Annotated in this window: 9 protein-coding genes; all 9 read right to left on the bottom strand. The window is 59.9% G+C overall.

Going from position 1 to position 15,416, the window contains the following annotated elements:
- Window positions 1-136: 136 nt before the first annotated feature.
- Window positions 137-2,452, bottom strand: a complete 2,316-nt coding sequence (locus H9532_RS07340; RefSeq protein ID WP_296367017.1) for a P-loop NTPase fold protein — start codon at window positions 2,450-2,452, stop codon at window positions 137-139.
- Window positions 2,453-2,579: 127 nt separating this feature from the next.
- Window positions 2,580-5,789, bottom strand: a complete 3,210-nt coding sequence (locus H9532_RS07335; protein WP_296367016.1) for a helicase-related protein — start codon at window positions 5,787-5,789, stop codon at window positions 2,580-2,582.
- A gap of 6 nt (window positions 5,790-5,795) precedes the next feature.
- Entirely contained in the window at window positions 5,796-8,786 is a 2,991-nt protein-coding gene (locus tag H9532_RS07330) for a DUF1156 domain-containing protein (RefSeq protein WP_296367015.1), read from the bottom strand.
- A 5-nt stretch (window positions 8,787-8,791) separates the two neighbouring features.
- A complete protein-coding gene (locus tag H9532_RS07325) occupies window positions 8,792-9,412 on the bottom strand; it encodes a hypothetical protein (RefSeq protein WP_296367013.1) in 621 nt (206 codons plus the stop codon).
- Entirely contained in the window at window positions 9,412-9,864 is a 453-nt protein-coding gene (locus tag H9532_RS07320; protein ID WP_296367011.1) for a hypothetical protein, read from the bottom strand. Before H9532_RS07320 ends, H9532_RS07325 begins: the two co-directional genes overlap by 1 nt.
- A complete protein-coding gene (locus H9532_RS07315; protein ID WP_296367009.1) occupies window positions 9,861-12,962 on the bottom strand; it encodes a DUF499 domain-containing protein in 3,102 nt (1,033 codons plus the stop codon). Before H9532_RS07315 ends, H9532_RS07320 begins: the two co-directional genes overlap by 4 nt.
- A 472-nt stretch (window positions 12,963-13,434) precedes the next feature.
- Window positions 13,435-14,445 carry a hypothetical protein gene (locus tag H9532_RS07310; RefSeq protein WP_296367007.1) on the bottom strand — a complete coding sequence of 337 codons (1,011 nt, stop codon included), beginning with the start codon at window positions 14,443-14,445 and terminating at the stop codon, window positions 13,435-13,437.
- Window positions 14,442-14,897 carry a hypothetical protein gene (locus H9532_RS07305; protein WP_296367006.1) on the bottom strand — a complete coding sequence of 152 codons (456 nt, stop codon included), beginning with the start codon at window positions 14,895-14,897 and terminating at the stop codon, window positions 14,442-14,444. The genes H9532_RS07310 and H9532_RS07305 overlap by 4 nt, the downstream gene beginning before the upstream one ends.
- Before the next feature lie 209 nt (window positions 14,898-15,106).
- Complete coding sequence (locus tag H9532_RS07300) at window positions 15,107-15,340, bottom strand: hypothetical protein (protein ID WP_296367005.1); 234 nt, start codon at window positions 15,338-15,340, stop codon at window positions 15,107-15,109.
- Window positions 15,341-15,416: the final 76 nt, after the last annotated feature.

Raw genomic sequence — 15,416 nt, 5'->3', positions numbered from 1 at the left:
CCGGCTGGCTGGTGAAACCCTTGCCGAGGCGCGGAGCATGGAAGGGCCTACGGTACCGACCTCAAAGCGAAGCCTGTAACTCAGTTCAGGCCGAACAACCTGCAACTTTGGCCGCTGAAACTTCTCGCCCCAGTGTCTAGCTACTCAATTCGCTCCACTCTTGCTCTTGCTCCGCATTCTGAACATAGATTTTCTGCTGTTGCACAATTGACTTGTATATCGCAACAAGTCTCTTGTTTGCTTGAACCAATGGATCGCTCAAGCGACTATCTGCTCTCGCGCGAATGATGCCAGGATCGCCTAGCTCTCTCAAGTATTCGTTCTTGCAGGCAACCGTAGTCCCCTCTGCCGAATCAGTCTCGTTGCTAATAAAGATATCAGCAATGGCATCGATGCGGTGGTCAGAATTGATATGAGGCAGAAGCAAGTCTGGAATTTGCTCTCGGCCTTCCTGTAGTGACAAAAGAATCCGTACTATAATCCACTTATCGGCAATTTCCGCAAAGGCTTCGCTGCGAAGGACGTTGACCGCTGTATCAAACCATTCTTTGAGGACTGGATTCTCCGATGCTGGGATGAAAGTCTTTGTGGATGCGATCTCGCTCTGCTGTAGTCCTTCCTCACGCTTGGCGAGGATCCTTGCCAGTAGATGAGTGGCCAACGAAAGAATAGCAGGGTTCGAGACCAAGTCGCTAAGAACACTCAGCTCATCACCGTCATCACCCAAGCTCGCCAACACAACTTCGGAAAGCCGTATGATCTTATCAATTGTGGACATGTAAAACAGCGATCGGAATCCCTGAGAGCGACCATTGATTTGTTGATCTTCGACAATTGTTCCCAGGAAAACCACAAATTCTCTTTTGTCGGGAACCGTAGATAAATCAATTTTTTGCAGTGCAAGATCAAGAATGCGATCCAGTAAATCCTTGGCAATAACTCTCCTGATTACATTGTCTCTACTTGCTGGATCACAACAAAAGGACTGAACGTCAGCTTGCGAGACTTCATCAGAGGGAAGATCATAGGTGAGCGCTATTCTTAATCTGTCATTGGCAGCAATCCTTCTGTTCTTTGAAAATTCCTGTTGACCAAGTTTGTCATAAGAGTATTTGCGCAACAATGGAAAAAGATCTTCTAACAGCCGCTGGGTCTGAATTCTTGTCTTGTCTGGCAAGGATTTTAATACAGTTGCACGCTCATCTGCAAACTGGTCGACGTGCTCTTGATGGCTGCCACGCTGGTAGGAGTCGGCCATGTCGATCCCTGTGTAAGCACCTGGATTTTGCATGATGTGCCTGAATACATTCGGCAGAACTATTGCAATCGTTTGCAATCCCAACAGATCACCCCAGCAGACCTCCGTGCCACACTTTGGCTCTATATACAGAAACCGATTGATGATCCGGATAACATCCCTTGGCGTCTGAATGAGTGGCTTCACTCCCAACTGCCAGATCTGGCTTAGGCGCTTTTGCTCGTCACGAAAGCGATCTTGCTGCAAAGGAGTGATGGCCTGCCATAGCCGTTTCTCAAAATATAACTCCAAGTCAGCCTTGTTTACTTGCGGAAGAAAAAGACGGAGCTGAATAATCTTGTCAAGATATTGTCCAGGGCTCTCGAAGCTAGCAGCCGTCTGTAGTGCTTTTTCTGTATAGAAAGGGTCTAGGGCAATGACGAAGGAACAACGTGGCAAATCTGAGACGGCCTGAATAGCACGCACAATCTGAAATACTTCAGCAGGTGGCAGCCTGTCGATATCATCGATAAAGATGATAATGTTACGACCCAGCTCGAGCAGTGTTTTCTTTAGAGCGTCTCTCTGCTTGCCAATATTGAGCTTGTGAAGTTCGCTGACTTTTTTAACTCCTTGCCCAGTTTTATCAACGACTCCTCTTACAATCGAGGTCCAAGGCTCTGCTCCTGGAATCCATTTCAGCGGCTCTAGCAGTTGTGCGTATGCGATAAGACGCTGAGCGGCTTCAGTTGCTTTGGCGTTTTGGTTGACCTGACCAAGCTCAGATGCAATTTGAGCCATGAAAGCTTGAATCATGTGATCTGCAGCGCCAACTAGCCAAGGATTGAATTCAGCGAGAATCGGAGTGCAATCTTCATGCGCAAGAGGGCTCTTACGCCTATGTCTCCGAAGCCACCGCTTAAATTTAGCTATTCTCGTCAGAGATCCTGAGGATTTGGAAGATAGATCCTGCTTATGTATGGTTAAGAAGGCCTTAATCATGGCTAGTGCCGAAGACTTGCCGGACCCCCATTCTCCTTCGATGGAAATTGCAATGCCTTCAGGGCTTCTATGCTCGAGAAGCAGGCTGCCAACCTGGTTGCAGAATTCCTGACGATTAAACTCGTCTCTCCAGTCTCCGAAGCCTCCTGAAGCCTTGTCTGTGAATGGAAAGGCCTTGTTGGTGGTAGCGTGATCGTCAGGAATACCAGTCATTTTGTTCTTGTCGAGTTAGGGGTATTGGCGAACGCCAGTGCGACTGCAATCTGGTTGGCCGCAAAATAATGCCAAAAAGCATGTGCCGGCCGAGCATAAAATTCTTGAAATGTGTTGACATAGCTTGTCATTTCAATGCTATATCGAACTGCTGCCTTGAAATACATGCGGAATTGGAAGTGCCTAAGTCCTGTATTGGTTCCATGGGGAACAACGGACTTCCCGGCACCCACAGCTCACAGCTATCGCTGTTGTCATCGAAGTAGGAGGCGTTGCAGGTGACGCGCATTTCCTTGTCGAGACCGGGCTGGGTCCAGGCGAAGTCGTAGGCGCCAATTGAGCGGGCACTGCAGCCGGGTGGCAGCAACGCCGGTTGTCTGAGGATGGCTTCCAGATCAGCCAAGGTGAGTGGTGAGGGCTGCAGGGTGTTCACCACATCACGGATGGCATCGAGGTCCTGGAGGACGTCATCAAGGTCCAGACCCTTGATCTCGGGCTCCTGTTCGACAGCCGCCACAGCAGATGCCCGTGCCTTCTCCCGCTGATCACGGCTGACGAGTGTGGCCTGGGAGATGGAGCTTGATGCCTTGGCCAGAATCGGCTGCAGCTTGCCTACCACCTGCTCGAACATCGCGATCCGACCCTTCAGCGCCCGGTACACATCAGCCTCCACCGTGCCATCGAGGTGCAGGTTGATGATCTGCATCTGCTCGTGGGTCTGGCCGATGCGGTCGATGCGGCCAATGCGCTGCTCCACCCGCATCGGGTTCCAGGGCATGTCGTAGTTGATCAGGGCACCGCAGAACTGGAAGTTCAGGCCTTCGGCTGCCGCATCGGTGCAGAGCAGGATCTCGGCCTTGCCTTCCTTGAAGCCCCGTTTGGTGGCCTCGCGGTTCAGGGCCTTCCAGACCCCACCCCTCTGCAGGATCTCGCCGCCGCGTCCGGTGAAAGCCATCAGGCTGGTGCGCCCTGCGCCGATCAGCAGCTCCTTGAGGGCATCGACGGTGTCGCTGTACTGGGAGAAGACGATCACCTGCTTGTAGCCCTGGGCCTGCAGCTCCTCGATGGCCTTGAGGAACTCGGCCCCCTTGCTGTCGTGGCCTACCAGAGGCCTGGCCTGATCGAGCAGCACACCGATGGCATCGAGTTCACCCTGGAGCGAGGCTTCCTGGAAGGCGATCTGCATGCCCTCCAGATCGAAGGTTTGCTCTCCACTGATGTCGTCGTCTTCTGCGGCTGCAGCGTCTTCCTCCAGCTGCTGCTGCTGGCCGGCTAGTCGTTTCTCCAGTGTGGAGACCAGGGCGGCCACGCTGCTGGCGAGGCGGCGGCGGTAGATCGTCATCACGAAGCCCACCGCCGATTTCTTCTGGCCAGAGGCCTGGGCGTACTGGGTGGAGATGAAGTCCTCCACGGCGTCGTACAGCGCCCGCTCCTGCGGCGTGCTCTCCAGGAAGCGGTCATCCACATGGCGGGTGCCGATGGCCAGATCCATCGATCCCTGCTGCTTGTAGGCCCGCAGCAGGTTGCGGCTGTGGCGGGAGATCAGCCCCTGCACCGGGGTCCAACGTTTGGCTAGTGCGAGGGAGGCCTGGCGGATCTCGATGCTGAGATTGCGGCGGGAGAGGGGATCGGTGTCGTTGAGGGCCCGCAGGGCCTTGCGTTTGCGCAGTGGCGACTTGCGCAGGTCTTCCGGCAGGGCATTGCCCGGTGCCTCGCCAAAGGCCGACACGCTGCTGCGCCACAGTCCGGCCAGGTACGACAGGGTGGCCTCATCCGGGTTCTCCTTCTCCACCCACTCGAAGAACCGCTCGAAGGCGTCTTCGGTCCACTCGGGGGGCATGCCCAGCAGGGCGAGCAGGTCCCACACCTCCAGCTCACTCACCTGCATGGGCGTGGCGGTGAGCAGCAGCAGACCGTTGGTGCGTTGGCGCAGCTGCTGCATGAGCTGCATCAGGGTGTTGGGGCGGAGGCGCTCACCGCCGCTGCTGCTGTTCTCTCGACGGGTGCGGGCGTGGTGGGCTTCATCGAGCACCACCAGGTCGTAAGGCTCGGCTTCCAGCAGATCCTTGTGGCGATCGCGCCGCCTCATCAGGTGGCTGGAGACCAGCACATAAGGCTCTGCGGTCCAGCTGCTCCGGTCCACTGGTTGGGAGAGCCCAGCCGGACGGAAGCGGGTGGGCTGCCAGTCGAGCGACTTGCCGCTGTAGATGGGCCAGTCGAGGCCGAACTTCTCACGCAGTTCCCGCTGCCACTGCTTGAGCACCGACGCGGGTGCCATCACCAACATGCGGCGGGCACGCCCGCTTAACCAGGCTTGGCGCAGCAGCAGGCCGGCCTGCACCGTTTTGCCGAGGCCCACCTCGTCGGCGATCAGCAGTCTGGGCGGCCACTGCTGCCAGAGACGCTGGAAGGCCCGCTGTTGATGTGGCCAGGGAGTGACGGCACTGGTGCCTTCACCAACCCGTTCGGCCCCGGGCAGATCGCTGGTGGCAGCCTGAAGCACGTAGCTCCACACGATGCGGCGCCGTTCATCGATGTCGGGGACGCTCTCAACGACGGGCTCTGGCTCCGGCGCGGGCAGATCGTTCAGGAAAGGTTTGAGGCGACGGGGCACCCCTTCCGTTGGTTGGAAGATGGCCAATTGCTGGCGGATTGCCTCGGGCAGGGTGAAGGTGCGGGCGCCGGAGTCTTGGTTTTCCCAGAGCCGTAGGAAGCCAGCCTCCAGATCATCAATGGCCTCGGCACCACCAGGCTTCCAGGAGCAGAAGGTCTGGATGGTTTCGAAGTTGCTGGTCCAGCCGTTGGGCGTTTCGTTGACGCTGCCGCTGAAGCCCAATCGTTGCCCGTGGTTGTCTTCGATCACGCCTTCCTTGGCATGGAAGATCGCGCCGTCGTTGACGATCAGCCCGTCGATGAGGGGCAGCCCCACGCGGATCTCCAGGTGCCCACGATCCACAAGCCAGGCCAGGAGCTCGGCCCCTAGGGCTGCAGCACCCTGGCCTCCGGGCTCGACTCCCTTGAAGGGGAAGTGTTTCGAGAGGTGATCGGCGAGAACGGTCTCACCGGGGGCTCCAGCCGCCAGAGCGGTGATGTCTGCCTCGCTGAGGAAAACGCCTGTGATCAGGCGCATCTGTCCATGCCCGATCCCATCGGCTGAGGCCGCCACTAGGTGCTCCACGCCTTCGAGTACCTGGAGAAGAGAGCGGCTGGTGAAGTAGCCGGTGATGCGCCAGTAGCGGGTGGCATCCATCAGGGCCGGCCTGTAGAACCCGTCCAACAGGCTCTCGATCGAGCTGCTGAAGCGCCCCTTCCAGGCGTGATCGGCGAGGCCGGCCATGGCTGCTTATGCCTCAGCCAGGTCCGCCAGCACCAACTCCAGCTGCTTGGGTGCCGGCACCTGCTCAGCGAGCGCCAGACGACGCAGGTTCTCCAGGGCCTCGAAGTCGGACGCAGCTGGAGCAGCGGCCTTCACCGGATCGAAGCCGGTGTAGCGGGCCGAGAGGGGCAGCACTTCCAGTACGGCTTCCATGGCAGTGAGGAAGTCGGCGCTGTTGGCCAGACCATTGTCGTCGAGCAGTTGCTTGGCAGAGTTGAGGTCAATGCTCCGGGCGCGGTGGGCGCAGTGGTGAATGGCATCGATCCAGGAGCGCGTTCCATCGGGTGAGCCGAGCTTGCCCTTGGTGGCGCGAGTCGAGCTGTCCCAGAGGATCAGATCACTGGCCTTCTTCTCGGCCAGCACGCCAACAACATCCTTGTCGAGGTCAAGACCCACAACACGAGCCAGGCGCAGGGCTTCATCGAAGGGGAACTGAGGGGCCTCAAAGGCATCCCATGCGAGCACAAACCATTCCGTGAGGGGATCTAGCTGGGCGCGGCGGGATCCAGAGGTGAGTTTTTCCATGCGCCATGCCTTCACCTCGCGTCGGGCTGCATCAAGAGCATCTTCAGGGCTGACCGAGTAGGGATCGTCCTCTCCCAGAAGCTCCTCCAGGGTGAGCTGAGCACGACCGCGCTTCCTTGTTTTCTCTTCGATCGGTTTGGGCTGACCACGTTTGATCGGCCAGTGAAGGGAGAACTCCTCCAAGGCAGGCCCGAAACAGGAAAGGTAGAGATCAACCCCGCGAATGCCGCCGGCCTGAAACTGCTCGATGCGCTGGCGCACAGCGGCCTTCACCCGAGGTTCGAGGTCTTCCCAGTACTGCACGCCGTCTTCCGGCTTTTGCTCAGGGCGCGGTCTGCAGACCAGGAAAATCGTGCTGTTGGCGGCCGACTTGTCCTTGATGTGAAGTGATCCTTCCGCCTCGGTGTTGATGGGCCAGGACGCCGTGATGGCGAAGCCGGCATCGATCAACCCCTTGGTGAGTGCATCCCATGCCCCGGTGGCCTTGTGGGTGAACATCAACGTCATCACGCCGTCGTCCTTGAGGACGCGACGGCACTCGGCGAAGATCTCGGCCATCTTCTGCTGATAGTCGAGACCAGCCAGAGCCTTGGCGCCCTTCTTACCCTTGTGCAGCGCAGGGTTGGCGACGGCCTCGTTCTCCTTGTCAGTGAGCGGCGCCATGAAAAGTTCTGGGTACAGCAGGCCAGCTGTGCGCTTGAGCCAGACATAGAAGAAATCGCTCAGCTCCGCGTACATCACGTTGTCGTAGTAGGGCGGATCCATCACAACAGCATCCACGCTGGCGGAGGAGATGTGTGCAAGGGTGTCGCCGGAGCCGCAGGAAATGTGTAATGGGACTGGTGCGGATGTGGATGTCGCAGCTGGGGTCGCGAACAAAGGCCCTGCATCAGCCAAACGAGCACTGCCAGCACCGATCAGGTCGATCAGCTCATCTATGCACTTCACAACCAAGGAGAAAGCCCAGTCGAACCCACGCCCCTCCAGCATTGATGCCATCTCTGTGTAAGACCACTTAAAGGCGAAGTCATGCCTATCAAAGGTGTTTGCCATTACCTCGCGATTGCTTATCCACCTTGTCATTCGTGAGTTGTAGTCGCGCAACTTATCCAGTGCCAATGCGACATACGCCAAAGCAGCACGGCCGCCGTCGCTCAACCCACCAGGCGTTGCCATCTGCTCATTCACCAACTCGCGGAAGATCTCCACGCTGGTGCCATGACAGAGCAGCTGCCGGGGCGAGAACAGATCGCGCCACAACGGCATCCCGTACTGAATGGGGCGGTCGTCATTGCAGACCTCAGGGAACTTCTCATTCGGCACCAGGTCCAGCGCCTCCCACTCCGGCAGCTTTTCCGCAATGGCGGCTTCGATCGCCGCGCTGTTATCGTCCACTGGATTAGGGGGGCGGTAGCCGCGCTCCCACTTGTCCTTTTTAGGCTTGCCGGTCTTGGTGTACTCGGTAGGTAGCCGGCGCTTGTAGACCACCGCAAAGAGCTGTTCGCCCATGCCGCCCGCCTGAGCTTGCTTCTTCACCTGGTCGCTATCAATCACCCGGCCACAGTCGGGATAGGGGCAGGTAGCATCACCACCCTTTACGGTGCCGTCGCTCTGCTCGCGGATGCTGCCAACGATCTCGAAGCTGCAATAACGGCTGATGTCACCAGAGCCATCGCCTAGGTGCGGTACCACCTTTACGCCAGTGCCATCGGGTGCCAGCTTCCAGTTCGGCGACAGAGGCACCTTGCCCGCACAGTATGGGCAGTGAATAGTGCGGGCCCAGAGGTAACCGTCAGGCCTGCAATCGGCTTCAGATTCTGGGGGGAAAGTCCAGGCCAGCCTCTCCCTCACTCGGCTGGCCAACTGATTGCCCAGGCGCTTGACCTCGTCAACCAGGCCAGGCCCAAACTTCGTCGGCCACTCAAAGGTGGCTTTCTCCACCAAGACCGCTACTGGGTTGATGTCGTTGGCGAAGGTGCTGCAACGAAGGCGCAGAGCTTCAAAGGGGATGGCACCTCCACCTGCTGTTGGATCCAACACAGTTGGCTGATGAATACCCAGCTTTTGCATCTCTTCCCGTAACCAGATATGTTCTCTTTCACTTGGTGAATAGCTGAAGGCTCGGCTGTAGCCGTAGGCATCAGCTCCAAGCCGGACTCCTTCACGGGTCGCCTTGGCGATACGCCTCTTTGCCGCGACAGGATCCCCTTGAATCCCCAACACATGCCGGAAAATGTCTCGATCGGCATCAGCCGGCAGCAGCGAGGCCAGTACAGCTGCCCGCGAGGCCACCAGCGGCCGTCGTGCCCACCACACATGCAGCCGGTTGGGCGCCGGGAAAGGCGTCATCGGGGTCCGTTCGCGCACGCTCTCGATGCCGATGTCGGCAATCGGCAGCCACTCTTCGATCAGGCGTTTGGCAGTATCTTTCATGAGAATTAATTCCTTGAGAGCTGATCTCGTAGCTTGAGCCTGTCCTGTGCGATTAACGATCTTGCTGCCCAGAGAACTTCTAAGCGAGCTTGCTGCAATAGCTCCAGTAATTCCTCGAGCCGTCGACTTGTCATGCTTTCGGCATCAACGTCTGGATTCTTCAGGATCATCAGCCTGTCAACAAGTTCTTCGTCCATGCTGGGGCTGACCACGCATGCATAAATGTGGATCAGGTGTTCAACCGCCCCCTCAAGTTTTCTGTCTGCTATTTCTTCTTTGTCGAGAAAGAGTTTGATTGAGTTTGCGGCCCGCAATGCAAGCTGATTTGCCTCGCCATCCTGCTTCTTGTATGGGTCAAGCCTAATTAGCTCCAATACTCCCTCCGAAATGACTTCCTCTTTGCGGACCGCAAGCCGAGACGTATTGGAGTTATCCGCATTAAGCCTGGCGATCCGAGTCTGTGCGAGGGCTGCAATGATGCCGCCAGCCGCAGCCCCCAAGAATGAGAACAAAGGGATGTAGGCCTTGAGGTCTAATGGGGTCGCTTGCGGATTAATAGCATCAGTTGCGTTGGCCGCAGCATCAATTAGTAAGGGAGCAGCGCTATTCATTGCTTGCAGTGTCATCAGCTTGCGCTCAGCAACAGGCGCAGCGCCGCCAGCACCCGCCGAGGGTTCTTGCGGTGCATGGCCATGCCCAGCCAGTAGGCCGCCTCCTCACGGGCCATGGCATCGATGCCACGGGCGCAGTTTTCGATCCCCGCCACGTTGCGCATCGGGGCCAGCAGCTTGAACAGCAGCCCCATCGCCAGGGCCAGATCCTCCGAGAGGGCATCCCGTCGAGCCTCGCCCTTTTTGAGCTTGCCGAGGCTCACCTGCTCGGCCTTGAGGCGCCGCAGTACTGCACCCTCCACCAAAAGCAGCTTGTGGCCGCCCAGGCCCGCCACCCGGCGGGGCTCCTTCAGCTCGGGGGTCGCGGTGCTGGGCACCTGCCACACCTCCAGCTGCAGATCGCTGGGGCCGCGCTGCTTGCTGCGCAGTTCGTAGGCCGGCCGGCCAGAAGCAATGGCCTGGGTCATGGCTGTTCCTCGCCAATAGCGGTCAACTCCAGCCGGATCGTGGCGGTCTGAGCGCTGAGGCCAGCCCGGGTGAGGCGAGAGATCCAGCCCTCGCCGCCGTCATCCCAGCGCAAGGGTGGCTCGTAGCGGAGCTGATAGGTGATGTCGAGCGACTTTTCGCCGCCTCTCCGCCACTGGCCCTCGATGAAGCCCCGCAGATGGCTGGCTTCCTCGGGCGTGCCGTTGAAGTCGAAGCTCCATTCGGCGCTGCCGTCGCCGCTGCTCCAGCCCCCCTCCATCATCTCGACCCGCACCGTGGCGCCAGGCTCGGCCTTGAGCAGGGCCATCGGCAGGAAGCCGTCGCCACTGTTCATGCGCCAGGTGAGGTTTTTGATCGCCTTGCCCGAGCTGCTCACCTGCTGGGCCAGCTGGGTGAGGGCTGTCTTCACGTTGTCGGTCCGCTCGATCACCCCAGGGCCTGGGGGTGGTGCAACGCCCGCTCCGCCACCACTGCCGGGGCTGGTGGAGCCAAATCCCACCTGAACAGCGGTGCCCGTCTCTCCTCCTCCAGCCACCGGAGTTGTTCCACCTTCACCACCAAACACGGTTGGCTGATCCACACCACCCTCACCGGATGGAGCTGAGGTCTTCGGCGGCCAGACGCTCAACTCCAGCGCCTTCTCCATCGTGTAGATCTTGCCGTCCTCACTGATGGAGAGCGTTCCCGGCGGCAGGCCCTGGCCTTCGAGGCGATCGCCCTCCTTGTAGACAAACAAGCCCTGATCCAGTCCCATGCGCAGGCACTTCTTGAGCACCTCATCCCCAAGCAGGATCGGCAGGGCCGGATCGCGGTAGTACTCGTTGCGCAGATCCCGCGTGCTCATCACTCCCAGCCGCTTGAGCGGTGTCTTGTCGGCCATGTAGTTCGGGGCCGGCGGCGCATCTTCCGCCAACACCAGCTCTCGGGCTTCCCGCAGCACCCGCTCCACCTGCTTCTGACCCACCCCCGGCTCACTGCTGGCGCTGGTGACCGTGATGGCGGCATGGGTGAGGGGCACCTCGGGCCACTGACCCCGCTCGGGATAGAACACGTGCCGGTAGCACTGCTGCACCGCCAGGGCGAAGCCCTGCTGCGCCTGGCCGTAGCGCTCCTTGACCTGATCCTGCTGGTGTGACTGCAAGCTCGCGAATAGATCGCCCTGCTGCATCTGCTGCAGCGCCAGGTAGGTGCGGGCCTTGCGAAGCATGTCGTCCACCTGCAGGGCATCGGCGCAGACGAACACGAGGTTGTTCCGGTTCAGGCGCACATTGGCGTTGTCGCCCTTCTCCTTGAACAGCCGCACCACCAGCTCCGGCAGGTGGATGTTCGCCTGCTCCACGGTGTGGCCTTCCCAGTGGATCACCGCCAGGTAAGGGCCATCCGTGTCGTCGGGGATGTCAGCCGGGCTGGACGGGAACAACACAGGCTCCAGCCGTTGCTTGGCGAAGATCGTGCCAATACGACGGTTAAGTTCCTCACGCACACTCTCCAGATCGAACTGCCCCTCCCGCTTCCTCACCATCTGGTTGAGGTTGGCGTCGGTAAGGAAGCGCAGCTTGCTGGTGCCGCTGTCGTCGAGATACTCCGACTCCTCCTGCAAGAGGCGCACCGCCTTGTCCACAAAGGCCGGATCCACAGCCGGGGCATAGAGGCTGTAGTTCAGCTCCAGGCGGCTGAGGCCCTTCAGCGGTTCGTTGAAGGCCAGGGAGTGGAACAGCACCGTGCGAGCTGCCATGGAGCCATAGGGCTCCATCCCTGTGAATTCCTGGGCATCCAGCCTCTGGGCTAGGGCCTTGCCTCCTTCTTCCGGTGTGGTGGACACATCCGCCCGGATCGCCGGAATGAAGGCTTGCAGCCCCAGCTTGGTGGAAAGCTCCAGCCGAATCCGCTCGTTGCCCGGATCCACATGGTGGAGATGGACGGACGTGACGCCCCGTGGCTGCTCGCGCCAGAGCTGCCCAACGGTCTGCGCCAGCAGCCGCAGCATGCCCCGCACCCGCTGGAAGTTTTCCAGGGTGGAGGTCTTCTGCATGAGGGTGTCGATCAGCTCCGGATGGAGCGGATACCCCTTGCGCAAATTGGCAGCCCGGTCATCGCTTTGCCCCACCGGCGGCAGGGCCTCGGCGGTGCGGCTCCAGATCTCCTGGTAGGACTGCACCACCTCCTCCACCCGGCTGCGGTCGATCGACTCGAACAGACGCCGGGTCAGCACCTGCACCGTTTCGTCTTCGCTGGTGGGCGTGAGGGCCGTGATCTGCCGGCCCGTAACCGACTGCAGTTCGGCAAAAATCCGATCGATTCGCTGGTTTTCCTCTCCATAGGCGTCCACCGACTGCCCGCCCTTGCCCAGGGCCAGGGTGAACACCAGCACCGCCTGGGGGGAGGAGTTCACCGCCTTGATCAGATCGGTGAGGAAGGGAGTGAGCTGCTCAGCCGCCTGACCGGCAGCGGGGCCCTTGATCTTGCGCAGATAGATCGAGAGCTCATCGATCAGGATCAGCACCGGCCGCTCGCCAATCAGCTCCCGCAGGGTTTCCGCCCCAGGAGGAGCTGCTCCAAGCCGGTCGCTATTGCGGATGCGCTCGTAGCCCGCTGGGCCAGCCAGCTGCACCGCCAGCTCCCCCCAGGGAGTGAAGGCCAGCACATTGCCCTCCATGCGCCGGCCGTTCATCGGGTCGGCGTTCTCGCCGTCGAAGGCCGCGACGGTGACCTTCTGACTTGGCAGCCGGGCTGGGTCGATGAACTCAGCCAGGTTGGGGATCTGATCGGCGGCCGTCAGGATGTGGTTCAGGCCGATCAAGGCGTGCGTCTTGCCGCCGCCGTAGCTGGTGTCGAGCCGCAGGATGCTGCCCAGCTGGCTGCCGGCGCTGGTGAGCCGGTCCACCACTGCCAGGAACAGCTCGCGCAGGCCCCTGGTGGGGTGGGTGTTCGCGAAGAACAGGGCCGGGTTCTTGTAGAGCTCCGGTGCCGTGCCCTTCAGCACCTGGCTCAGGTCGGCAGCGAAGTCTTCATCGCGGATGCGCCCTTCCAGCACGTCGGCCCGGGGCCGGCAGAGCTCGTAGATGGTGGGAGGGCTCATGGGGTGGGCGGCACGGCCCTGGCGAGCCAGGGTGCTCGAGGGGGTCGAGCCCCATCCTGACCCTTCAACAGGGCTTGGTCATCCCCCTGCGCTGCAGGCAGGTGAACCGCAACACGCTGCGCAACAAGTATGCGAATCCTGCATAAACATCCGGCAAGTCCATGGTTCTCACAGTGGCCTGGATCTGTGACTGGATAGGACAAGCGGCCCATTGCTTGGTGGAATTCATTGGAATAGCCGACACGTGTTGATGACCGGACCCATCGGGTTAGAGATGGGTGGACCAAGTGTTTGGTGTTGATCAGCAAAGACTTCCGGCTGGACTGCACTCCCGCAGGCCCCACTAGCGCCGCGGCCATTGGCACACCATGCTGTATGGCGAGAATCGTCAGAGCCGGTGGATGCAGTGGTTCCAGCCGGTGTACGTGGGGCTGAGTTGAGCTTCAAAGAGTGGCAAGCATCTGAGAAGGACTCACTGCCCCAACAGGTCCATCTGCTCCGCTGGTCTCTTGAGGATCTCAATGGATTCCACCGCCACAAGCCTGGGCTGTTCATCGGCCGCAGCCTCGTAGCTACCTCTGACCCGGACGGAGCAGTCGAGGATCTCGCGCGCCTGCCCCTTGTGCCGATCGTCGTAGATGCAGCGGATACCGCGCTGATACCGGGCTCCTCGGATCTCGAAGCGCAGGGCGTCCAGGTCGATCTCCCGCACCACCCCCTCGAAGGCATCAGTTCCCCGGAAGCGCTGTCCTGATGCCTGATCCAAGGATCGCTGCAGGATCTTGCCGCTCTCTCGGGTGAGCGCCGCGGGCGCCACCTTGCTTTCCCCCGGACAACTGAGGAACAGCTCGGTGATGGCCTTGCTCCTGGGGGTGGGTGCAAGCTTCTGGGCCGCCACCATTACGGTGTCACGAACAGCTGGGTCCGGGAACAGGGAATAAACATCCTCACTGACGGCTTCATCCTTGATGAGCCGAGGAATCAGAGGAAGGCTGCACACTGCTTCACGGACGGCTTCATAGAGGCCATCGGTCACGCCCTCAAGTACCAGCTGACCTTGAGCGCCAACATCATCTGGCCTCGGGACCCGCATTCCCACGACCAGGCTTCCATAGGCCAGCCCTGAGAGATACGGATCCAGGTCTGCCGGCCAGCGAACACGCTTCTCTTCGCTGAGACCAGCGATCGATTTGGCGATCTTCTGAATCTGCGTACGCAGCTTCGAGAATGCACCGGTGACAAGGGAAATGGGGGGTTCGTGGGTCATCACACCTGGCCCCGTAAATCGAGCGACCAGATCGGCGTGATCTGCCAGTGATGCGTAGGGGAACTCGTCCCGATAGAGCCTGGCGAGCAGCTCGAAATACGGCGCGCTGATCAGCTCAGGATCCTTGCCAAGCCGCACTGCCAGCTCCCGAGCTGCCAGGAGCTCGCGGTGAATGATACGGGCCTTGCCCTCGACGATGTCGATCCAGCCGCTCATAACATCAACCTCAGCAGCCCTTTCTTGATCTTGCAATCAAGCTCTTTTTCAAGTGCTTTTCTTGGATCGCAAGACCGGAAGTAACTCACAAAGTCCTGATCAAGCTTCTCTAGACTGGGGCGCATGTCAATCTTGTAAGCACCAAAGAGTTCGACATTGCGCAAGTACAGCATTTGCCCCTCCCACTGCTGATCGCTTGGCAAGCCCTGCAACTCAATCACGAGGTTGATATTTGCTGGGCTCTCTTCTGAAGTGACATAGCTGCCATCGAGCACAAGTGGCGGAATTGCCGTGAAACGATCCAGGAGTTCGTCTCTGATAAAAGCCTGCAGCGACTCTGTCAGCCTGCGGCGTTGCTCATTCCATACCAGTGCCGCCTCCACTTCTCTCATCGTGCACGCGTAAATTCCATCATCTAGCAATCCATACTCATTAAAATCAGGGATTGGCATGCTCACCAACCTCTGGTTTCCCGTGCGCACCCCCCTCTGATGCCCCAGACGCTGGTGGGGCCGTTGCCACAATGGGAGTCGGCGGTGTAGTTGAGCATCGGCTGGGAGGGACCCCCGGTTTATACCCATCCCGATCGCCAGACGGAACCAACCGACAGGGTTTCGGTAAATCCCGGCCGGCAGTGCCAGCCGGGAGAGGCGCTGGCGCCTCAGAGCACGTGCACCCTGGCCTGGGGCCCAAGCACCCGCTGCTGATTGGAGGCCAGGATCAGGGCCTCGGCCCTGGGCACGTAGTGCGGCAGGGCGCTGATGTGCCCCTCGCGATCGAGGAACAGCACCCGCAGCAGCTGGCCGGCGGCATCGAGCAGGTGCACCGAGATGATGCGGATCGGGCAGGCGCGGACCAGGGGAGTGGCGGCCATGGCTGGGCTGGCGAACGACACCGCCGTTCAGCCCCGGCGCCGCCAGCGGCGCGCAAGGGTCGCGCAGCGAAGCGAAGCGACTCGCGTCAGCCCTTGC

Source organism: Vulcanococcus sp. Clear-D1, assembly GCF_014654725.1.
In the GTDB taxonomy this organism is placed as follows: domain Bacteria; phylum Cyanobacteriota; class Cyanobacteriia; order PCC-6307; family Cyanobiaceae; genus Vulcanococcus.
Note: the sequence above shows the minus strand (reverse complement) of the source record. Positions and strands in the feature narration are given on the sequence as shown.